The organism is Streptococcus oralis subsp. oralis (assembly GCF_002096495.1).
GTDB lineage: Bacteria > Bacillota > Bacilli > Lactobacillales > Streptococcaceae > Streptococcus > Streptococcus oralis_CU.
In genome coordinates this window covers 140,988-163,809 of sequence record NZ_NCUO01000009.1, presented here as the reverse complement: position 1 = coordinate 163,809, position 22,822 = coordinate 140,988, and the positions used below count along the sequence as shown (strand labels likewise).

Annotated in this window: 18 protein-coding genes and 2 pseudogenes; 11 read left to right on the top strand and 9 right to left on the bottom strand. The window is 35.6% G+C overall.

All coding sequences use genetic code 11. The annotated features are described in order from the left end of the window. Nucleotides 1-42: 42 nt before the first annotated feature. The 5 genes from pheT to rpsI all read left to right on the top strand — a co-directional run bounded on the left by pheT (nucleotide 43) and on the right by rpsI (nucleotide 5,860). The gene (pheT, locus tag B7717_RS01785) at nucleotides 43-2,448 is read left to right on the top strand and encodes a phenylalanine--tRNA ligase subunit beta (RefSeq protein ID WP_084944075.1); all 2,406 of its coding nucleotides are present in this window, start codon (nucleotides 43-45) and stop codon (nucleotides 2,446-2,448) included. A 250-nt stretch (nucleotides 2,449-2,698) separates the two neighbouring features. Further along, nucleotides 2,699-3,592, top strand: a complete 894-nt coding sequence (locus tag B7717_RS01780; RefSeq protein ID WP_084944074.1) for an ABC transporter ATP-binding protein — start codon at nucleotides 2,699-2,701, stop codon at nucleotides 3,590-3,592. Then, nucleotides 3,589-4,788, top strand: coding sequence for an ABC transporter permease (locus B7717_RS01775; protein WP_084944073.1), 1,200 nt, complete (start codon nucleotides 3,589-3,591; stop codon nucleotides 4,786-4,788). Before B7717_RS01780 ends, B7717_RS01775 begins: the two co-directional genes overlap by 4 nt. A gap of 214 nt (nucleotides 4,789-5,002) precedes the next feature. Next, nucleotides 5,003-5,449, top strand: coding sequence for a 50S ribosomal protein L13 (gene rplM, locus B7717_RS01770; protein ID WP_001044624.1), 447 nt, complete (start codon nucleotides 5,003-5,005; stop codon nucleotides 5,447-5,449). An 18-nt stretch (nucleotides 5,450-5,467) separates the two neighbouring features. Further along, nucleotides 5,468-5,860: a 30S ribosomal protein S9 gene (gene rpsI / locus B7717_RS01765; RefSeq protein ID WP_000075973.1), complete on the top strand. Its 393-nt coding sequence runs from the start codon at nucleotides 5,468-5,470 to the stop codon at nucleotides 5,858-5,860. A 106-nt stretch (nucleotides 5,861-5,966) separates the two neighbouring features. Here rpsI and B7717_RS01755 read toward each other — a convergent pair whose 3' ends face one another. The 7 genes and pseudogenes from B7717_RS01755 to B7717_RS01725 all read right to left on the bottom strand — a co-directional run bounded on the left by B7717_RS01755 (nucleotide 5,967) and on the right by B7717_RS01725 (nucleotide 10,858). Further along, entirely contained in the window at nucleotides 5,967-7,184 is a 1,218-nt protein-coding gene (locus B7717_RS01755) for a site-specific integrase (protein WP_084944071.1), read from the bottom strand. Nucleotides 7,185-7,249: 65 nt separating this feature from the next. Further along, nucleotides 7,250-7,513, bottom strand: a complete 264-nt coding sequence (locus B7717_RS01750) for a helix-turn-helix domain-containing protein (RefSeq protein ID WP_084944070.1) — start codon at nucleotides 7,511-7,513, stop codon at nucleotides 7,250-7,252. Beyond that, nucleotides 7,504-8,091: pseudogene (locus B7717_RS01745) on the bottom strand (replication protein). Before B7717_RS01745 ends, B7717_RS01750 begins: the two are co-directional and overlap by 10 nt. A 131-nt stretch (nucleotides 8,092-8,222) precedes the next feature. Further along, nucleotides 8,223-8,837: a hypothetical protein gene (locus B7717_RS01740; protein WP_084944069.1), complete on the bottom strand. Its 615-nt coding sequence runs from the start codon at nucleotides 8,835-8,837 to the stop codon at nucleotides 8,223-8,225. Nucleotides 8,838-8,840: 3 nt separating this feature from the next. Then, nucleotides 8,841-9,917 (bottom strand): FtsK/SpoIIIE domain-containing protein, encoded by a 1,077-nt coding sequence (locus B7717_RS01735; RefSeq protein ID WP_000184726.1) that lies wholly within the window; start codon nucleotides 9,915-9,917, stop codon nucleotides 8,841-8,843. Beyond that, complete coding sequence (locus B7717_RS01730; protein WP_000857664.1) at nucleotides 9,917-10,231, bottom strand: hypothetical protein; 315 nt, start codon at nucleotides 10,229-10,231, stop codon at nucleotides 9,917-9,919. Before B7717_RS01730 ends, B7717_RS01735 begins: the two co-directional genes overlap by 1 nt. 99 nt (nucleotides 10,232-10,330) lie before the next feature. Continuing rightward, nucleotides 10,331-10,858, bottom strand: coding sequence for a hypothetical protein (locus tag B7717_RS01725; protein ID WP_000221461.1), 528 nt, complete (start codon nucleotides 10,856-10,858; stop codon nucleotides 10,331-10,333). 279 nt (nucleotides 10,859-11,137) lie between these two features. On the opposite strand from B7717_RS01725, the gene B7717_RS01720 reads away from it, so the two are divergent. Beyond that, nucleotides 11,138-12,460: a hypothetical protein gene (locus tag B7717_RS01720; RefSeq protein ID WP_084944068.1), complete on the top strand. Its 1,323-nt coding sequence runs from the start codon at nucleotides 11,138-11,140 to the stop codon at nucleotides 12,458-12,460. Between the two features lie 308 nt (nucleotides 12,461-12,768). After that, nucleotides 12,769-16,251, top strand: a complete 3,483-nt coding sequence (locus B7717_RS01715; protein ID WP_084944067.1) for a hypothetical protein — start codon at nucleotides 12,769-12,771, stop codon at nucleotides 16,249-16,251. A gap of 655 nt (nucleotides 16,252-16,906) precedes the next feature. On the opposite strand, the pseudogene B7717_RS01710 reads toward B7717_RS01715, so the two are convergent. Together B7717_RS01710 and B7717_RS01705 are read right to left on the bottom strand one after the other, a co-directional pair. Further along, a pseudogene (locus tag B7717_RS01710) lies at nucleotides 16,907-17,786 on the bottom strand (LysR family transcriptional regulator). 127 nt (nucleotides 17,787-17,913) lie between these two features. After that, nucleotides 17,914-18,264: a helix-turn-helix domain-containing protein gene (locus tag B7717_RS01705; RefSeq protein WP_084942891.1), complete on the bottom strand. Its 351-nt coding sequence runs from the start codon at nucleotides 18,262-18,264 to the stop codon at nucleotides 17,914-17,916. A gap of 359 nt (nucleotides 18,265-18,623) precedes the next feature. Here B7717_RS01705 and B7717_RS01700 point away from each other — a divergent pair, with 359 nt between their 5' ends. The 4 genes from B7717_RS01700 to B7717_RS01685 all read left to right on the top strand — a co-directional run bounded on the left by B7717_RS01700 (nucleotide 18,624) and on the right by B7717_RS01685 (nucleotide 22,767). After that, a complete protein-coding gene (locus B7717_RS01700) occupies nucleotides 18,624-20,249 on the top strand; it encodes a malolactic enzyme (protein WP_049477969.1) in 1,626 nt (541 codons plus the stop codon). Between the two features lie 80 nt (nucleotides 20,250-20,329). Next, nucleotides 20,330-21,277, top strand: a complete 948-nt coding sequence (locus B7717_RS01695) for an AEC family transporter (protein WP_049477968.1) — start codon at nucleotides 20,330-20,332, stop codon at nucleotides 21,275-21,277. A 549-nt stretch (nucleotides 21,278-21,826) separates the two neighbouring features. Next, nucleotides 21,827-22,216: a hypothetical protein gene (locus B7717_RS01690; protein WP_049477967.1), complete on the top strand. Its 390-nt coding sequence runs from the start codon at nucleotides 21,827-21,829 to the stop codon at nucleotides 22,214-22,216. A 140-nt stretch (nucleotides 22,217-22,356) separates the two neighbouring features. Continuing rightward, nucleotides 22,357-22,767 (top strand): hypothetical protein, encoded by a 411-nt coding sequence (locus B7717_RS01685; RefSeq protein ID WP_049477966.1) that lies wholly within the window; start codon nucleotides 22,357-22,359, stop codon nucleotides 22,765-22,767. The last annotated feature ends 55 nt before the right edge of the window (nucleotides 22,768-22,822 follow it).

Below are 22,822 nucleotides of genomic sequence, written 5' to 3'. Positions count from 1 at the left end.
GAAAAAACTAGAGTGGCAACTGTCATTCTGGAGAACTAAATTATGCTTGTATCTTATAAATGGTTAAAAGAATTGGTGGACATTGATGTGCCATCACAAGAGTTGGCTGAAAAAATGTCAACTACAGGGATTGAGGTCGAAGGTGTCAAATCACCGGCTGCCGGTCTCTCAAAAATTGTCGTCGGCGAGGTCTTGTCTTGCGAAGATGTACCAGAAACTCACTTGCATGTCTGTCAGGTTAACGTTGGCGAAGAAGAAGCCCGTCAAATCGTTTGTGGTGCCCCCAATGTGCGTGCTGGTATCAAGGTCATGGTGGCTCTTCCGGGAGCTCGTATTGCTGACAATTACAAGATTAAAAAAGGGAAAATCCGTGGTTTAGAGTCACTTGGAATGATCTGTTCGCTTGGTGAATTAGGTATTTCTGACTCGGTCGTACCGAAGGAATTCGCAGATGGTATTCAAATCTTGCCTCAAGATGCAGTACCAGGTGAGGAAGTCTTCTCATATCTAGACTTGGATGATGAAATCATCGAACTTTCTATCACACCAAACCGTGCAGACGCTCTATCTATGCGTGGTGTGGCTCACGAAGTAGCAGCTATCTATGATAAGGCAGTTAACTTTAAAGCATTTACCTTAACAGAAACAAATGAATCTGCAGCAGACGCCCTTTCTGTAGGCATTGAGACAGACAAGGCGCCTTACTATGCGGCCCGTATCTTGGATAATGTGACCATCGCACCAAGTCCACAATGGTTGCAAAACCTTCTTATGAACGAAGGGATTCGTCCCATCAATAACGTTGTAGACGTGACCAACTATATCCTACTCTACTTTGGTCAACCGATGCATGCCTTTGATTTGGATACCTTTGAAGGCAATGACATCCGTGTGCGTGAAGCACGTGCTGGTGAAAAATTGGTGACCTTGGACGGTGAAGAACGTGACTTGGAAACAAATGACTTAGTTATCACTGTCGCAGACAAGCCAGTAGCCCTTGCAGGTGTCATGGGTGGTCAAACAACAGAAATCTCTGAAAATTCTAGTCGTGTTGTCCTTGAAGCAGCTGTCTTCAATGGCAAATCCATCCGCAAGACTAGCGGACGCCTCAACCTTCGTTCTGAATCATCTTCTCGCTTTGAAAAAGGTATCAATGTGGCAACTGTTAACGAAGCCCTTGATGCTGCGGCGAGCATGATTGCGGAACTTGCAGGTGCGACTGTGCGTAAGGGTATCGTTTCAGCAGGAGCGCTTGATACTTCTGATGTAGAAGTTTCTTCGACTCTGGCTGACGTTAACCGCGTCCTTGGTACGGAGCTTTCATATGCTGATGTGGAAGATGTCTTCCGTCGTCTTGGCTTTGGACTTTCTGGAAATGCTGAAGCCTTCACAGTCAGCGTACCTCGTCGTCGTTGGGATATTACCATCGAAGCGGACCTCTTTGAAGAAATCGCCCGTATCTATGGTTATGATCGCTTGCCAACTAGTCTTCCAAAAGATGATGGTACAGCTGGTGAATTGACTGCGACACAAAAATTGCGCCGTCAAGTTCGTACCATCGCTGAAGGAGCAGGTTTGACAGAAATCATCACCTACGCTCTGACAACGCCTGAAAAAGCAGTTGAGTTTACGGCTCAACCAAGTAACCTTACAGAACTCATGTGGCCAATGACTGTGGAACGTTCAGTCCTCCGCCAAAATATGATCTCAGGTATTTTGGATACAGTAGCCTATAACGTGGCTCGTAAGAACAAAAATTTGGCTCTTTACGAGATTGGAAAAGTCTTTGAACAAACAGGCAATCCAAAAGAAGATTTACCAAATGAAATCAACAGCTTTGCCTTTGCTTTGACAGGCTTGGTTGCAGAAAAAGACTTCCAAACAGCAGCAGTTCCAGTTGATTTCTTCTATGCTAAGGGAATCCTTGAAGCGCTCTTTACTCGCTTGGGACTAGAAGTGACTTATACAGCAACAGCTGAGATTGCTAGCCTTCACCCAGGACGTACGGCCGTGATTTCACTTGGCGACCAAGTTCTTGGTTTCCTTGGCCAAGTGCATCCAGTTACTGCCAAGGCTTACGATATCCCAGAAACTTATGTAGCGGAGCTCAACCTTTCAGCCATTGAAGCTGCCCTTCAACCAGCTGCTCCATTTGTGGAAATCACCAAATTCCCAGCAGTCAGCCGTGACGTGGCTCTACTCCTCAAGGCAGAAGTCACTCATCAAGAAGTTATAGACGCTATCCAAGCTGCAGGCGTGAAACGTTTGACAGATATCAAACTCTTTGACGTCTTCTCAGGCGAAAAACTGGGAGTTGGCATGAAGTCAATGGCCTATAGCTTGACCTTCCAAAATCCAGAAGATAGCTTAACAGACGAAGAAGTCGCACGCTATATGGAAAAAATCCAAGCATCACTCGAAGAAAAAGTGAATGCAGAAGTGCGTTAATAGTCTAAAATCCATCCCTCGGGGTGGATTTTTAGTTTCAAAAGGACAGTTCAGAAGAGAAAAGCGATAGTTGAGGAGGAAGCCATCTCAGAAAGTCTTTAATGAGTTATACTAAAGCTATCGCTGAAGCACTTAAATTTATTAGAGATAGGATACTTTTGCTACTTATTATCTGATAAAATGGACATAAATCGTTGTAAAGGCTATCAAAAAGGAGTATAATAAGTGCAACATATTTCGGAGGTGGAAGATGCTAGAAGTAAGAAATCTAGAGAAAAGTTTCGGTTCCAAGCAAGTCTTGTTTGGTGTCGATTTTCAGGCAAGTCCAGGACGAATTCTAGGGCTGGTCGGAAAAAATGGTGCTGGGAAAACAACGATTTTCCACAGTATGTTGAAATTTTTGGAGTACCAAGGAGAGATCAGTCTGGATGGGCAGGATATTCGTCAGGAAACCTACGCTCGGATAGGTTATTTGCCTGAAGAACGCAGTCTCATGCCCAAGTTGACAGTCCTTGAACAAGTTCGCTACTTGGCGACTCTAAAAGGTATGGATGCTAAGGAGGTCAAGGAGAAACTCCCTCAATGGATGGAAAAACTCGAAGTGAAGGGCAAATTGACCGACAAAATCAAGAGTCTGTCAAAAGGGAATCAACAGAAAATTCAGTTGATTATCACCCTAATCCATGAACCAGACTTGATTATCTTGGATGAGCCTTTTAGTGGTTTAGATCCAGTCAATACCGAGTTGCTCAAACAAGTCATCTTGAAAGAGAAAGAGCGCGGTGCAATCATTATCTTTTCTGACCATGTTATGACCAATGTCGAGGAGCTTTGCGATGATATCCTGATGATTCGTGATGGGCGTGTGGTCTTGCATGGACCTGTTCAGGATGTTCGCAATCAATACGGGAAAACACGTCTCTTTGTTTCAAGTGAACGAAGCAAGGAAGAATTGGAAAGTCTTCCTCACGTCAAACAGGTGAGCTTGACCAAGCAAGGTAGTTGGAAATTGATCCTCGATGATGAGAGCGCTGGAAGGGAACTCTTCCCAATCCTCACTCAAGGTCAATACATCGCGACCTTTGACCAGCAAGCTCCAACAATCGATGAAATCTTTAAACTAGAATCAGGGGTGGAAGTATGAGAAATATGTGGGTTGTAATGAAGGAAACCTATCTTCGACATGTCAAGTCGTGGAGTTTCTTCTTTATGGTGATTTCGCCGTTCCTCTTTTTAGCCTTATCTGTAGGAATCGGCTTTCTCCAAGGGTCTTCTATGGCCAAGAATAGCAAGATAGCAGTAGTAACAACTGTGCCATCTGTGGAAGAAGGGCTCAAGGGTACCAATGGTATCAACTTTGATTATAAGGATGAAGCCAGTGCCCAGGCTGCTATCAAGGATGAGAAAATCAAGGGTTACCTAACCATTGACCAAGAGGACAGCGTCCTCAAGGCCGTCTATCATGGTGAAACTTCTCTTGAAACAGGCATCAAACTAGCAGTAACCAATAAGCTAAACGAACTGCAATACCAACTCAATCGTTCGTCAGCTAATTTGTCTCAAGAACAGGAAAAACGCCTGAGTCAAACCGTTGATTTTACTGAGAAAATTGATGAATCTAAGGAAAACAAAAAAATTGTTCAAACCATTGCGGCCGCAGGGCTTGGCTTCTTCCTTTATATGATTTTGATTACCTATGCTAGTGTCACTGCTCAGGAAGTGGCTAGCGAGAAAGGAACCAAAATCATGGAGGTGGTCTTCTCTAGTATCCGAGCAAGTCATTATTTCTACGCTCGCATGCTGGCTCTGCTTCTTGTGATTTTGACTCATATTGGCATTTACGTCGTGGGTGGGCTGGCTGCCATTCTGCTCTTTAAAGACATCCCTATCTTGGCACAATCTGGGATTTTAAATCATCTAGGAGAGGCCTTCTCGCTCAATACCTTATTGTTTGTCTTGGTTAGCCTCTTTATGTACGTTGTTTTAGCAGCCTTTCTAGGCTCTATGGTTTCTCGCCCTGAGGATTCAGGAAAGGCCTTGTCGCCTTTGATGATCTTGATTATAGCAGGATTTGTCGGTGTGACTTCTCTAGGTGCTGCAGGAGACAATTTGGTTTTGAAAATTGGGTCTTATATTCCCTTTATTTCAACCTTCTTTATGCCATTTAGAGCCATCAATGGTTATGCAAGTGATTTAGAAGCTTGGATTTCCCTTGCCATAACGGTTATTTTTGCAGTCACTGCAACAGCCTTTATCGGGCGTATGTATGCCAGCCTGGTCCTTCAGACAGATGACTTAGGTCTATGGAAAAGCTTCAAACGTGCCTTGGCTTATAAATAGCAATAGAAACCTCGTTTTCACGAGGTTTTTGTGATATTTTAAAGGCCAAATAGGGAAAATTATTTTTTATATCTATTGACTTTTAGTAGTAAAATTTGGTATGATAGTAGACGGTATTGTTTACCCCATTTGTAAGGCCCCGGAACCTTTCAAATACCCCGCGGACCGGAACATCCGCCCTGTAAACAAAAACGATATTCATATAGGAGAAATCATGAACAAAACTACATTCATGGCTAAACCAGGCCAAGTAGAACGCAAATGGTACGTTGTTGACGCAACTGATGTACCTCTTGGACGCCTTTCAGCAGTTGTTGCTAGCGTACTTCGCGGAAAAAACAAACCAACATTCACACCACACACTGATACAGGTGACTTCGTAATCGTTATCAATGCTGAAAAAGTTAAATTGACTGGTAAAAAAGCAACTGATAAGATCTACTACACTCACTCAAACCACCCAGGTGGATTGAAACAAATCTCTGCTGGTGAACTTCGTTCTAAAAATGCAGTACGTTTGATCGAAAAATCAGTTAAAGGTATGCTTCCGCACAATACTCTTGGCCGTGCTCAAGGTATGAAATTGAAAGTATTCGTTGGAGCTGAGCACACTCACGCTGCACAACAACCAGAAGTTCTTGATATTTCAGGACTTATCTAAGGAAAGGAACAATAAAGTATGTCACAAGCACAATATGCAGGTACTGGACGTCGTAAAAACGCTGTTGCACGCGTTCGCCTTGTTCCAGGAACTGGTAAAATCACTGTTAACAAAAAGGATGTTGAAGAGTACATCCCACACGCTGACCTTCGTCTTGTTATCAACCAACCATTCGCAGTTACTTCAACTGTAGGTTCATACGACGTTTTCGTTAACGTTGTAGGTGGTGGATACGCTGGTCAATCAGGAGCTATACGTCACGGTATCGCTCGTGCCCTTCTTCAAGTAGACCCAGACTTCCGAGATTCATTGAAACGCGCAGGACTTCTTACACGTGACTCACGTAAAGTTGAGCGTAAGAAACCAGGTCTTAAGAAAGCTCGTAAAGCATCACAATTCTCAAAACGTTAATCAATACGATTATATCAACGTTTCAAAGCACTCAAGAGTTTACCTCATGGGTGCTTTTTTTATGTTTTTTGAAAAAGTTCACCTCAAAATTTACCTTATTTTCACCTCATTGTTTTAGAGACTTTAAGGCAAATTCACCGACTGCCATAGGGACTACATTAGAAGTATTGACATAAATCTGTGTTGTACCTGTATCGCTGTGTGTTAGGGCTTCGGAAATGGCTTCTATGCTCATTCCTGCCTGTTTAGCGAGCGTTGCTCCCGTATGAGGTAGTTTGTGTGGCGTAGCGTGTGTAAGCTCTGGGTGTCGCTTTCTGATAGTTTTCATCTTATTATTGAGATAGTCAGAGTGTAAAGGTTTATTGGTATTTCCTCTGGTATCTATGTAAGTAAAGATGAATTGTTCTGGATTACTGATGATACCAAAATTTGCCAGTTCATATTTTTGTTGTTTTTTCCATGAAGTCAGAAGTTGAAGTAAGTCACTAGAAATAGAAAAGATTGTTTTTTTATTTCCTTTGGTAGATTTTACTTGTCCGTATCTATCTAAAGCCTGAATTAACTGAATCTGAGATTTTGAAAAGTCGATATGTTTCCACTGGAGAGCATATGTTTCTGATTTTCTATCTCCAAGGAAAAAAGTGAGATAGAAAAGGACGTAATCTTTGAGTGATATTTTATCATTCTCTAAATCCTCTTTAAAGGCTGAAAACCACTCTTGGAGTTGCTCATGAGTTAAATATAAATCTTCATCACGTTTTGATTCTGCAAGTTGAATTTTTTTGACAGCCTTAATTCGCCTTAAAGTTTTTGCAACTCTATTTGCTTCAATATACTCAAGTTCTTCCGCCCAATCAAAAATAGAAATAACGTAACTTCGTAAAGTTTTGAAGTTTGCATATTCGTTAGCTTTTGACGTCATTAAATTTAGAATAACCTGTTTATTTTGGTTTAAAAATTGAATCGTATAGTTGCCAAGAAGTGGTAGTATATGCTTTTCAAAACATGTTTTGGTATTGGCAATTGTTGACCTGCTTGGTGGTTTAGAAGTAGATGTAGTTTGTCCTGCTTTATAGGATTCCCACCAAATATTAGTATAGAAGTCTGAGAAAAGAATATCTTCTTTGCCTAGTCCCGAAAACGCATTATCTTCAATTTGGTTTAACTTCGTGAGTAAGTCTATCTCTGCTTGTCGTGCCTCCTTTCTTGTTTTAAACCTTTTATCATAATAGTTATTATTAACGATGCCAAGAGGCATTCGTGCTTCTATTGGTATATAGACTTTTAAGCGGTAAGTTCCGTTTTTTGTCTTACTGATAGTCATGATATTCTCCTTTTCATCGAACCAGAAAATATCATGACCATTATAAAATAAAAATCTTGATTTTTCTAGTTGTTACTGTTTAGCCAGCGGTCAATAGATTCTTTGTGGAATCGAATTGTTTTTCCAATTTTGATGGATGGAAGCCCCTTTTGAATCCATGAATCAAGAGTGTTGTTGGAAATTCCTAAATAGTCGCAAGTCTGTTGTTTGTTCAAATAGGGACAACTTAAAGGATTTTTTTCTAATTGTTGTTTAATTTCTTTTCGAATAAGATTGGATAGTAATAGTTGAATTTGGTGAATTTGCTCATCTGGTAGGATTACTTGCATTCGTTATCCTCCTTCCCATATCTAGAATGACGGCGTGAGTCCAGATATTTTGCAAAGAAGTAAGTTTTATCCATAACTAAACTTAGCAACTGCTGATTTTCTTTTCTAGCGTATCTTACTAAGTTGTTAAATTCTGTAAAATTATGTTCTTCTATCATATCAATTACCATTAAAAGAAATTCGTCACTGTTGTTGCTGATAAGAAATTTATCTAGCTCAAAGCCACAACCAGTTTAAATTTGATTGATATCGTACAGAGTCTTTTCAGGATTTTCTGCATGAGTGAAGTAGTCATACATTCCTTTAGGAGACATAACAGGTTCTACATGGGCCGGTGTATTGAGGTTCTTAATTAGTAATTCGGAAACTTGAGAATAGCTTTTGAGTGAATCAAAATATAATGCTCCATGCTTGTGAGCTTTTTTAAATTCTCCCGTTTCCTTGTTGATGTCTTTGTCGTGCCATGGACTGAGAACAAAGGGGATATGCATGTTCTCTAAAACATCCAGATAATGCTCAGGGGCACTTTCCTGATAAAGAAGGAAAGCCCACTTGTTCGAGCGTTTTTCTTTAGCCATTTATTTCCTTTCTATGATTGATGATTATTGGTGTAATGGGGGTCGTAGTAACCCCATTACACGTGAATAGATGATTTTGAAAATACGGGGCTATTGGCTTTCACTATGTGAGCCAAGCCCCATATTTTCCTTTATCTCTTAGTTCCTGTAAACCAAAGTGTATTACCTTTTCGATGGGGTGAAGAAAAATAATAGTGTGGATTTCTGTTTGAAATTTCTTCCTTGATATCATCTTCCATTTCTTTCAGTAACTTCTGAGCCTGTTGAGTTCTTGGAATGGCAAGTAAGACAGTGACGTTTTCTTTTCTTACATCTACTGTACACCCTAAGACAGAGTGATTGAAACTTTTTAAAATGGGGTTGATGCGAGTAACGGTCTGATTCTCAATTGTATTCATTGATTCATATTGTTCATCTTGCTTCAGAAATTGTCTCATTCTAGAAGTCTGGTAAATAGACTTGAAATAATTCCATAATGAATCTTTTAAAAATCTTTGAACTAACTCAATGCTAACCAAAAGAGTAGGAATGAGAATAAGGCAGAATGACAATAGTTGAATGTAATGTTCAAGAGCAGTCAACTTATCTAGTATTGTTGTAAAAAGTCCTTGCATTTCAGAGAGTTTAGTGGTTTCTAACATTTGAATAAGTAAGTTGATTCCAATCTTAAAGAGAAAGCTAAGAAACGCAAGGATTATTAAGTTCGCATTTAGGTTGTAAGTCGTTTGAAAGAAAGTTTTTTTCATAGGTTACAGAATGCCTTTCTTTGTATAATAGGTAGGACAAAGGAGAGGTAAAACTTGATAAGGATGTTCATTATCAATAATCTGAATAAGTCCAGTTCCTTTTCCAATAGGGATAACAATGCCTTCAGGGTCTAAATCAGGGAATAGAAATTGCGTTGTCTTCTTGTTGATATTACCAATTTGAATTAAGACATTTAATTGTTCCCGAACAGAAATTGGGATAGATGTATGGTCGAAACGCTGACTGACTAGAAAAAGATGGACTTTTGTAGCTCGCCCAAGCAAAGCAATTTGAGATAGAAGCGAAAAGAAAGAGTCCTTGATGGTTTTATTGACTCCCTCGGTTAATGCAAGTACTTCATCAATGACGATAGTTAAATGTTCAAATGGATGGTCTGGCTTATCATAGAGAATTTCCTGTCTCTGTTGAATAAGATTCAAGCAGGCGCTTAGGTTCTCATTGATTTCTGAAACAAAGTCTGATTTAGAGCGATTTTTCTGAGGGTGTAGAACGGCAATTCCATTTTCACGAGCCCAACGGCTAGGCGTATCAAATTTAGGGTCTACAATAATCAAGTCAGAAATATTTTTGAGCATATTGAGAAAATAGGTTAGAGCATAAGATTTACCTGATCCGCTGTTCCCAGCGATAGCCATAGAAGTTACTTTGTTAAAGTCAAGAGTAAGATTTTTCATGATGGGAATAAGATTTCCCTTCTGTTTTGTCGTGAATTCATCCAGATCAGGAATCACTAGGCGTTCAGAAACGCCTGCTGTCCAAGGGAAGAAGAGCCCACGCTGGACATGAATATCATTTGTATCTAGTGCCATAAAATAGGCTGAATTTTGTTTGAGAAGAGTGAAGCGAGGATAAAGAGCAGCATTCGCAATCAGGAAAATTTTCTGATAGAGTTCATCATCAATGATATAACCAGCTGGCAAACGAGGAAGAAAGAGGAACCCTTCGTCCATAATTTTGCAGTCAAAGCTATTAGTATAGCTGGTTTCTCCTTGCATAATGCTCCCAAGTCCCATATTGAGGCTTTGGAGCAGATATTGTCCCAGTTCTCTATTCGTCATTATTTGACCTCCTTGAGATTGTCAGCTTTGAAGTAGACGTTAAAGCCAACTTCGCAGGCTTGAAGATTATCAAACTGTACCAATGCCATATAAGATGGTAGCTCCACTTCGGATTCAAATTTGACGGTAAAGGGCGGAAGTCCTTTTTGTGAGAACCAAGCTTTATAAGCAATGATTTCACCTGTTGGTTGGCCGTCTTCAAATTTAATTTGTGCTTCTAGTTCAGTGCTCAAGCAGAGAATGCCCTGCTTGTTGTCAATATATTCGTTAGCAGTATTGACTGAGTAGCCACCTTTGCGATTGCGTGTTTTCATTAGATTTACCTCGTATTTGATTATTTGTCTTAGCTAAGAACAATCTTAGTTTAACGTAATTTCATGAAGTAGACTGTCAGTTTTTATGACAGTCTATCTTTAAAATTGTGATATGAGGCAGGCAAATTCAGATAACCAATCAGTTATTTTTTCAGCAATTTGATAGGATGTTTCTTCTTCGGGAAAATCTGAAATAAAGCTTGATAAGGAGTCTAGAAAAATTTTTTTATTTTTTTCAATGATTTGCGATACTTCTTTCTTTGAGACATTGGAAAATTTTTTTGCTATTAACTTTTTTAGAAAAGTATTTTCAAAAGTAGGATCTATCAAAATTGTAGATATTATATTTTCAATAAGTAGTAGTTCGAATTCAATACTTGGGAAAAATAATTCCCTAGGATTTTTATAATCTAAACTGGTCTGAAAAGCTAACGAAGCATTAAAACTAATATTTCTTTTTCCCTTTAGAATTTGTCCAACTGTTGTTTCGGATAATAACTCAACTTCCCCCTCAGCTGTTTCATATCCAATTTGATTTTGTAACATTTCTCGCTCATTAAGTATTCTCTTGAGCTCTATACCTAACAGTTTGCAATATAATTCCTCTATTACACTTTTATATGTCATTTTACTTCCTTTCCGTCCTTGGACGGAATAGAAACACAGTCGTTTACCGAGCTAAGTATGAAAAAAACACACCAAAGAAACGGTGAAACATTTGACATAGCGAATACCTGAAGATGTAGCTATGTTCTGAGTTTCAATCCGTCCTTTGGTGCACCTTTGGACTTCATAATTTTCCATTGAAATAGGGATAATTACATTATAAAGTTAAAAACGTGGTATAATTAAGGTGATTTTTATAAAATAACAACTAAAAAACACCACGTTATAAAAAGGAAGAGTATGATTTTTAAAAGGACAAAGAAGTATTTTATCGATTGTGCTTCATTGAGGCTAGATTCTAAAATTAAAATTATAAATGAGGAACGTAAGTCAAGGGCTTCAACAGAGTATTACTGGTATACAGGTCAAGAAAAGAAAATAAATAAGAAATATAAAAAACTTACGAATAGAGAGATTTCTTCAAGCAATTCTCCGTTAATTAGCCTTATTAGAAGAGGGATTGTAACCTCAAAGAATCCATATCTTTATACTCCTAATGCAATAGAAGATGTTTTGAACAATTGTAAGTTGGATGAATATGGCACAAAATTAGGTTTAGTTAGTAATGAAAAAAAGAAATATATAGCGCGTAATATAATGTTTAAATCTTATGATGAAATTTGCTTTGGTGATCGTTCCGAACATTGGAAACTCAAATCCTTCCTATCATCTATTATTGTTTTAGATATTCTTTTTGAGTCGTATGATGACAATCTATGGAGAATAGTTTTGGGTTATATGCCACTTAATATTGAATTCGAAAAAATAAGATTAGAGGTTGTTGATGTTCAAAAAGTATATGGGATACTTTTTGAAGAGCATTATGAATTATTTATGACAGGTATTTTTCGGGCTACAGAAAAAGTTCTTAATATTAGTACCTTATTTTGGGAATTTTATGAAGAACGTGTAAAAAATGATTCAAAAAACATCAATAAAATAGTATTTATTGATGTTTATCTGAATGAATTTTACAATGAAATTTTAAAGAAAAAAATAGATAAATTCATTAATGATGGCAGTTATTACGGCTATAAAGAAAAATATATTCATGAAAATAGTACTTATCAAAGTTTAGAATCAATAATTTCAATTCAACAGGAGATGCGTTTGTACCAAGGTGATATGGAATCGGTTGAAATTAGAAAAAAATATGGTAATAAAGTATGGAATGATAATGTGTTAAACGGTCTAAATAAGGATAACATTAATAACGTTCTGGGTAAGTATACTGATGAATATTTAGATTATGAAGATATAGATGTCATATACGCAACATATATATTAGAACTGACAGAAAAATTACTTCATTTAATGAGTAGTTTCCAAAGTTTTAGAGAAGAAAATTCTCATTGGCAAGGTAATTATTTAGGTTATGTCAAAAAATACCAATATGGCAATGAGATCTTAGAATATATACAAACAGGAGATAAAGAGCTCCTGAGACCTTTGATTTATAAAAGCTTACAATATGGAAACAATGGATTTGCAAGAGAAAGATATTTTATAAAAAGACATCCAGATAGCTATTTAGCTCGAGAAGTAAGAAAATTTCATGAATAATTATGTCCAATATGTTTATAGAAAACAATAAAATTGCCTATTTAACTCTCTAGACAGAAACTAAACATATGTTTTAGGTTACCAATATCATAGTAATTACAGGATTTATTAGTATAAAAAATAATAATTATAATGTATTAAGAAATTAGATAAGGTTTTTAACTGGAAATAAATTGACGGCTAATTTAAGAAGTTGTATAATTCTAAGGAATTTAATTTATTCGCAGATAGATGTTTAGAAAGCTAGATTTCTTTCAACATTCTGATTACATTTGGGAGATAAAATTGATAGCCTATGAGGAAAAAATATGAATAACTCTTTTTTATTAGAATATGACATTGAATCTTTATCTAAAGTTATCTACTCTATTACTTCATGGTTTCCAAATAGGAGATTTTTAGGAATAGTAGATAAATTGAATAGAGATTTTATTAATAATGAAAGTAAGATTTTAGGGACTACTAAAATAGATTCATACAGCAAATTTGTAGACTTTTATAAAAAAGCAATTGAGTATTATATACCTGAATACCCAAAAGAAGATTTCCCTATTGATACTGGAAATGTAAGATTCTATTCAAATGATAGATTTCATAAAATATTTATAGGAAATGGCAATGAAGATACTTATGAAACTTCATTTGTAATAGAATCTTTAGTGCATGATTTTAAGCAATTCAAAGAAATATGGTATGAGATACTTGAATATGAAGATTTAATTATTTCATCCTTAGAACCATTTAAAAGTGAGTTTACTCAAGAAAACTTTGAATGTCCACCTGAGAGTTATTTCAATTTTATATATCAAAATCATGAGCTTTTTTATGATAACGAACTTGCCCAGTATTTCAAAACATTCAAAAGTAATAATGCTGAGTTATATCCATTATTTACTCCTATTAATAACTTTCCCATATTTTTACCAGTTATGAAAGATTGTTTTATGGAGAGAATAGAAAGCGAAATAGAGGAATCAAAGTTTGAAGAATCTATTTGGTTAAGCTTCTGGAGCAGACTAAATTGTAATTTTACAAAATTCTTTGAACGAGAAGGAAATTCATTTTATAATCTGAGGTTAATTAACAAAGAGGCTAAAGAAAAGATTGATTTAAAAAATACATTGGCATTTTTAAATGAAGATAAATTAATTGTTTTAGAGCCAAGCCAAAATAAAATTTCAGATCACTTAAAAAAAGGAATTATTGATAATACTTACCAGATAGCAGGTCTTTGTCAAGATGGAGAAGTTAGAGGATTTGAGTTTAAGTCCCAGAGCAATATTATTTTTGTTGGAGTTGACACCAAGAGTATATCTCCAAATATCACTAAAACATTCGTATTTGGAGATGATGATGAATATGTATTAAATGCAAGTAGTATTATAGGAATAATTAACAATGCGAATTCAATAAAAGAAATCGTTGATTTTTTTATAGCTTATAACAATAATCAAGATAGAATTATGTCTTTCTCCAATGGAGATGCTTTATTTCGAATGTGGCAATCATCAAATCAGATGATTAATGATGGTGCTTTGAATGTAAATATGGCTTTCTTACCCTATGAAAGTGTTCATTATAATATGGAAACGTTTGATAAAATTGTATTAAACTATCCATTTGAAATAGGGGGAGAGTTTTATAATATTCATGGTTGGAAAATAGTTGATAGGGAACAAACTGATTTGTCACTTATTTCAAAAGCTCATCTTGGATCAATTGATATATTTTCAGAGAATCATAAAAGAATTATATATCGGGAGTTACATTTTATTTTAGAAGATATAAATATCTATGATTACGAACAAATAAAATCTTTTAACGAAATTGTTTTAAATGCTTTATGTCATAATAAAGAAGCAATTTTATCAAACTATGAAAAAGAAACTATGGAGATTAATTTAGTATCTAAGTCTGTGCTTGATAGAAATGCTAATTCTAGATGTCCGATACAAGAAACGAACTATTTTAATAAAATAGTTTTTGTTAAAAATTCCAAATATCAGATAACTTTATTAGCTCCTAGATGGAATAAAATATTTGCTGATAATCTTTCCAAATCAACATTGGAATTTGAAAATACAATTCTAATAAATTTACTAGACGGTTTCCTTTTTAAGGATAGAGTTTTGTTATTTGAAAAAATTAAAGAAACAGACAATGAGAAACGAACTTCAAGCTTATTTGAAGTTAGGGTTGAATATTTTATTCAGCCTCATTTAGAATTCTCAGCTCCTAAAAACTATTCTTTTAAAAGAGTCAGGAAAAGTATTGCTAACATCATTAAAGAACTTGGATTAGAGCCAGGTATATATTGTGAATCAGACATAGTTGCTATCGTAAGATGTTTTAGAAATAAAATACGCGAAGACTTAGTTTCTATGATGTCATTGTATAATCAGTATGACTTGATACTTAAACTACAAAATATATTATCTTTAATTATTTTTAATATTGATATCCACCGCAGAAGATTAACTACATTTTCAGATAACGGAAATCTTCAAACTGTTAAATTAAATAAATTTCGAGAACAAACGATTGATTTACGTGAAGAGGCCCGCGTTTATAAACCAATATTAGAATATCTTATTGAAGAGAATTTAGTAACAGAAAGGTATGATGACGCATTAATTCCAAGTGATGATATTGTTGATGAATTGATTGCTTATGGGAAATACATATTAGATTTTCAACTTCTTTCTGATGCCTATTCGTATGGTGCTAGCAATTGGTTTCAGTTAGAGATTGAAGATAATTATGTTGTAGATATTTCAGAAACGGAAAAGTACTTACAATTTGTTGATGAAATGATAGAAATCAAGTATAAATATGGTGAATACGCAAGTAGAGATAAGGAAATTGACAATAATATAATTGATCTGGTTAAGAAATCGTTCTTTCAAGATACGAAAGTTGATTTTGATTCTTTTATTTGTTTCCTCTCCATATTTTCAAGTAATAGTCATATTTTAAAATTAAAAAATCAAAAATTACTGACTGTAAAAGGAAATGTTGTAACAGGTAAAATAGAAGATTTGGCTAAATATTTTGAAGAGAATTCGGACTATTCAATTGAAATCTTTTATGGTGTTTTGAAATTCTTAGTTATAGAAAAGAAGAAAATTACTACTAATGGAGTAATTCCAATATGGGAGAAAAAGAAAAGAGATAATAAATTTTCTGCTAAACCTATTATTGTTAATCATAATAGCATTATTTTTTCACCTATTATTCTTGATAGGTTGGCAAAAGATTGGACAGAGGGAATGATGAACTTCATTTTACCATATGATATTGGTATGCAAAATACGCTAAATACAATAAATAGTTGGAAAAAATTTTACGAACAACAGATAGTCCAAAATCTTAAGGGCTTATTTAAAGATAATAGGTACGTTACTCATATTGATCAAGAATTATATAAATTAGATATTAAAGGAAATCATCCTAGAAATTTAGGAGATTACGACCTAATTGTGATAGACAATAAGCTGAAAGAAATATTATTATTTGAAGTTAAATATATGCGTTTAAGTCAGACTATGAAAGATAGTATGGGTGATCAAAAAGAATACTTTTTTGGGGGAAAGGCCAAAGGACTAAAGTTCAAACGGCGAGTAGAGTATTTTGAAGAGAATCTAGATGTAATTTGTAGAAATATCGGATTAGAAGAGAGATACTCATTAAAATCATATTTCATTACAAATAAACTAATAAAATCAAACTTTGTGGAATTTCCATTTGAAATTATTAGTTTTAATGAATTTAAATCTCTCAATAATAATTGAATTTCTTTATAAAATTTGAACAGGTTATCAAAGTATTCATTTTCTAAAATTGATAAAAGAGATTTTGTATATATTAACTTCTAAATTTATTTCTCATAAAATGTAGTCATTTGGTTGATTTTTACAGTAACACATCGAAATTCTAAATTTCAAAAATCACTTTAAATCAATATTTTTCGTCATAACTGACGAGTAGTGAATGTCTGCTTGACTTCTGTCTGTAAAAACCAAATAAGGTAAACTTTTGATATTCTGGTTCGATTTTTACTTATTTTTGACGAAAATTTACCTTATTTTGATGCAATTGATTGAAATTAGTTGAAATTTTATTTTCTGAAAACTAGTGAGAACATTGATTTTAAAGAATTTTGAAATTAGATGAAATAAGTGATGCCCCAACCAGGTCTTAAGAAAGCTCGTAAAGCATCACAATTTAGTAAACGTTAATTCGAAAGAATTACGATACTTACAAAGAGCACCTTTCGGGGTGTTCTTTTTTATCGACACTTTGTAGATTTATAATTGGGAATCTCGTTGAATGGCATCAGGTAAATGAAAAGATTCGGCGATCATATCCTATTTCTTCGTGCTTTAGTCTAATACCTATAATGTAAAAAACTCTAGCTATCAGGTAGTTGATAGTTAGAGTTTTTTTCTATTCATATGATTTAATGAGATTAAATAAGGCTTCTACTTCTGATGACAGTGTAGCTGATTTGAGATAAGCGTAATAAACTGTAAATGTTATCTGGTCCTCCGGTATTAGAGGGATTTTTATTAAATCATCATCTTCATCAGAAAGTGCGATATCAGCCAGTAAACTTACGCCAATCCCTTTCTTTAAAAGTTCTTTAATAATGATAATGTCGTCACTCTTAAAGAATATTTCTGCCTTGTTTTGATACTTTTGATTAAGTAGTTCAAAAGCTTTCAGGTGAACAAAGTGTTCGTCTAAAAGTATAAAGGATTGATCTACTAATTCTTCAAAAGTGAGGGAAGGAGCAGTAGCAAGAGGATGGTTCTTAGATAAAACGACATACAGTTCTTTATGAAAGAGTTCATGTGTCTCTATTGAAGGATGATTGAGTGGTTCAATCAAGCCAAGTAAGCTCGCATCTAGTTCTCCCTTAAGGAGAAGATTTAATAATTCTACGGATCCACCGCGGATAGGGCGCACCTTTTTTAAAAAAATCAAATTCAGTTTCTTTATTTAAGACAGAGAAAAGATACTGAATGATAATAGGAGGGAATCCTACAGTAGAGCAATGCGCCAAAGAGCGATTAATTTCTTTGCGAGTAGAAATGACCTCGGGTAAAATCAGTTCTGTATGCTTCAGAAGGATTTGTCCTTGATTAGTTAGTCTAAAGGAGCGATGTGAAGGATCATGGTGAATCAATTTGCAATTAAAAGATTCCTCTAAGCGCTTGATGGCATAAGAAATAGATGGTTGGCTGACTTTATGTTGTTTTGCTACTTCCGTATAGGATTGAAGCTGGCAGAGGTCATAAAAATATTGTAGATCTTTTAAATTCATATGGGCTCACTTTCATTAGTTGGAGAAGGAAAATAAGTGGAAATCACCAGATAAATACTTTTTATCCGTATCCTACAATTTGACTATACGAGTATTCACCGGTTAAAATGTAAGTGAGTCAGGGATATCAAAGGTTATCTAAGATGCTTTCAAAAATGACCAACATTTTTTCTCGTTTATCAATAGGGAGTTGTTTAACCTTCATGTTGATTCTCTTGAGTGAAAGATTGTCAGTTTTATCAGAGGTTGATTCAAGACTATCAAAATTGAAAAATTCCTCTGGGGTCATCTCTAGGGCGACAATCACTTTTTCAAGACTGTGAATGGTCAGATTCACATTTTGGTTTTCAAGTTGATTGATATACTTAAGCCCAAGTCCTGCTTGTTCCGAAAGTTCTTCCTGGCTCATTTTTTTCTGTGTTCGAAAATATTTCACTTTTTGGGAAATATATTGTTGTAAATAGTTTTTATTCGTCATATAAATAGAATACAAGTTTTGCATGACAAAAAAACATCTTAAAAAATACAAAGTATTGTATAACAAACTTATATAATATTTATTTTAATTCGGATTGCCAATTTGTATGATTAGTTTCTTTTGCTCGAAACTTTTAGTAAAGAGTGATCATTGAGAGTTTTATGAGTCCAGAACTTTATAAAATATAACAACTTAAAGTGTCATTAATAATGGTGTTTTAAGTATAAAAGAGCTTATTAGAAAATTGTTCTCGTAGACTTATTATAACATATGCGTACACAATTGTATTTTTTAAACAACAAAGTTTTCCAAACGATTCGTTTTAAGTGGTATAATAGAAGTAAAAAGGAGGTTGCACTATGATTGCACATGATATTTTAAACAACCCTTTCCTTAATAAAGGAACTGCTTTTACCTTGGAAGAACGAAAGGAGCTAGGCCTTATTGGTTTATTGCCTCCCTATGTCCAAACTATTGAAGAACAAGCGTCGCAAACATATGCACAAATGCAAACAAAAGTAAGCGATTTGGAAAAACGTCTTTTCCTAATGGAAATCTTTAATACCAACCGTACCCTTTTCTACTATTTATTTTCTAAACATTTGGAAGAGTTTAATCCAATTGTATATGACCCAACCATTGCGGATACTATTGAAGGCTATAGTGACCTCTTTGTAGATCCCCAATATGCGGGATATCTTGATATTAATCACCCTGAAAATATTGAAGCTACTTTGAAAAATGCGGCGGGTAATCGAGAAATCCGTCTTATCGTTGTAACAGATGCGGAAGGAATCCTTGGTATTGGTGACTGGGGAACAAATGGGGTAGATATTTCAGTTGGGAAATTGATGGTCTATACTGGAGCAGCAGGGATTGATCCTTCTATGGTGCTTCCTTTAGTCATTGATGCAGGCACGAACCGTGAAGAACTCCGCAATAATCCTAATTACTTAGGAAATCGCCATGAACGCGTGCGTGGTGAGCGCTATTATGACTTCATTGATCAATTTGTTCAAACAGCAGAGCGTCTCTTTCCTAAACTTTATCTTCACTGGGAAGATTTTGGTCGCTTGAATGCAGCCAATATTCTTGAAAAATACCGGAAACAAATTCCAACTTTTAACGATGATATTCAAGGCACAGGGATTGTTACCTTGGGCGGTATCTTTGGCTCACTGGATATTAGTGGTGAAAAATTAACAGATCAAGTTTATCTCTGCTATGGTGGTGGTACTGCGGGTGCAGGAATTGCCTCTCGTGTTCTTCGTGAAATGGTGAGTGAAGGTCTTTCTGAAGAAGAAGCTTATAAACGTTTCTTTATGGTTGATAAACAAGGTCTTCTATTTGATGATATGGATGACCTAACTCCTGAACAAAAACCGTTTGCTAAGAAACGTGCTGACTTTAGTAACGCAGACAAGTTGACTGACCTGCTTGAAGTAGTGAAGACTGTGAAGCCAACCATTCTTGTAGGAACTTCGACTCAACCTAATACCTTCACTAAAGAAATAGTAGAGGCTATGTGTGAAAACACAGAACGTCCGATGATCTTCCCTTTGTCAAATCCAACCAAACTAGCTGAAGCTATTGCCAAAGATTTGATTGAATGGTCAGATGGCAAAGCTTTTGTCGCAACAGGAATTCCTGCTGATACGGTTTCTTATAAAGGTGTCGACTATGTGATTGGTCAAGCCAATAATGCCTTGATTTACCCAGGTCTTGGTCTAGGTATGCTGGCTTCTGAAGCAAGTCTTTTAACTGATGAAATGATTGGAGCAGCGGCTCATTCATTGAGTGGTATTGTCAATCCAGGCCAACCAGGAGCTCCTGTTTTGCCGCCGTTCAAATATGTAGCAGATGTTTCTATTAAAGTAGCGGAAGCAGTCGCTAAAAAAGCGCAAGAACAAGGTCTTGCACGCGCTAAGGAAACAGATATGGTCAAAGCCGTTCGTGATTTGAAGTGGTATCCAGAGTATAGATAATTCATTCCTGTTGCTGTCTATCCTTCTATAGCGACAGATTTGTATGGGCTGTGGACTTAAGTAATATAGAAAGGATACCTATGTCACTCTTTTTAACCTCGATTACGAGTATCATTCCGATAATTGCTATTATTGTTTTGGGGTATATTCTTCAGGTGAAGGGATGGTTTGGAGATGACTTTGGACCTAACCTATCTCGTTTGATCATGAATGTAGCCTTGCCAGCATCAATCTTTGTGTCGGTGATGAAATACCTAACACTAGATAAACTAATCAGTCTTTCTGGAGGTCTCCTTTATACATTTGTGGCCTTTATCTTGGGCTATATCGTAGCTTATATTGCAGTTGTGGTTTTCAAGGTTCGTCCAGGACGGCGAGGGACCATGATTAATACCTTTGTGAATGCCAATACTATTTTTATCGGTTTACCATTAAACGTTGCTCTTTTTGGAGAGCAGGCTCTTCCTTATTTCTTAATTTACTATATCACCAATACGATTTCCACCTGGACATTGGGCGTGTATTTGATGACGAGCGATAGTAAATCGGGTCAAAGCAAGGAGACAACTAAATTTGACTGGAAGAAATTGCTACCAGCTCCGCTTGTAGGTTTTCTTGTGGCTCTACTAGTTTTGATTCTCCGAATTCCTATTCCAGATTTCGCAATGAATACCTTAACCTATGTTGGAAATATCGTCACTCCTCTATCTCTGATTTATATTGGTATTGTTCTTGCTAGGGCAGGCTTGAATACCATTGCTTTTGATAAAGATACAATTGTTACTTTAGTTGGACGCTTTATCCTAGCTCCTCTGATCATGCTTCTTGTATTGAAGTTCTTTGCACCAAATATGGCGACAGTAGAATTTAAGACCTTTATGATTCAGTCCGCTACACCAGCTCTAGCTGTTCTCCCAATCCTTGCTAATCAAGGAAAAGGAGATGTGGAATTCTCTACGAATGTAGTGACTCTAAGTACGGTTCTATTTATCGTTGTTATTCCAATATTACAAACTTTATTAGGATAAGAAGGAAGAGGATAGGATTGAAAGTTATGCGTTAAGAAATTCCCCTATTTAAAAAATATTGGTTCAAATTTTATGAAATGAATCAGTAGATATCGTTCTGAAAAGCCTTGATATTGTGTTGTTTTTAACCCAACGGAAACCCACACTTTCCAACCAGGTCTTAAGAAAGTCCGTAAAGCATCACAATTTAGTAAACGTTCATTCGAGAGAATTACGATACTTACAAAGAGCACCTTTCGGGGTGTTCTTTTTGTACTTTCATACTTAAATTGGTGCAATTGACACAGTTGTTGCGACTTTAGTCGCTTACAAATGTAGCTGCAATCTGACAAAGTCAGTTGTTTCTTTGTATTCAACTCAGATACTTCTGGTCAGATTATTAACAAGCCTTCAAGAAGAGTGATTGGTGAAATAGGATGTTTGAGGCTTTTATGCTATACTAGTTTTAATGACAATCTTCTATTTCTAAAGCAACAATAGATCCGTAATTTGTTTTTAATTAAGGAGTTTTGGATTGTAAGAGGGAGATGATATATCTGAAGGAGCATTATGAAAAAACGTACCTTACTTTGGCTGATTTTAGCACTTGGAATATTTGGAGGCGGAGCATGGCTAGCACAAGAAACAAATTTATTTCTAAGCCCACGAGCTAAGCAGTTGGATTATTTAAAGGAACATGAAGAAGAAATTGTAAAATTTGTAAAGTCTAAAAATTCAAAGATTGAATCTGTTCAGATTTCTTGGGATGAAACTAAATGGGAAAAAGTTGGGAATGGGACCCCTCAAGGAGGCGGAGAAATTGTAAATGTATATGGTGGTTTTAATCATATTGAGTCCTCCTCTTGGAATGTTACTTTTGATATTGAGAATGGCAAAATTATTCCTAATTCAATGGCTTTAGCCAATTATTTACGAATGGGAGGAAGGATTTTTGACTAACAGTAATTTAAAAAAATTTGATAATTTTTACTCAAATTTAACATTCTCTTCACTCCCCACTGACTTCTAATACTTGCCAAAAGTATTTTTTTACATTCATGATATAATAAACTTAGATTCCGCTATATAGGAGGAAAGAGATGAAAAAACGTGCCTTGATTTTGCTGGTTTTGTCCATTGTAGTCTTTGGAGGCGGCGCATGGATGGCGCAGAAAACAAATCTATTTCTAAGCCCACGAGCTAAGCAGTTGGCATATCTAAAGGAGCATGAAGACGATATGGCTGATTTTGTGAAAGCTTTAAGTTCTAAAGTGGAAAGTGTTCAATTTAATTGGGATAGTATAAAGGTCGGTCAGGTAGGAAACGGTACTCCTCAAGGTGGAGGTTATATGATGACAGTGAACGGTAGTATCAATAACAATAAGAATACTGAATTCACACTAGGGATTCCTCTAAAACGAAATTTAAATGAAGTACCTGAGGAACTGGTTATTTATGAAATGCAACCTATAAGAATTTTACGAGACGGTGGGTGGTTTTTATACGAGTAGCTAATTAAAAACGACGCTTAATAGTACTCATATATAACTTGTTTAGGAGAATAGA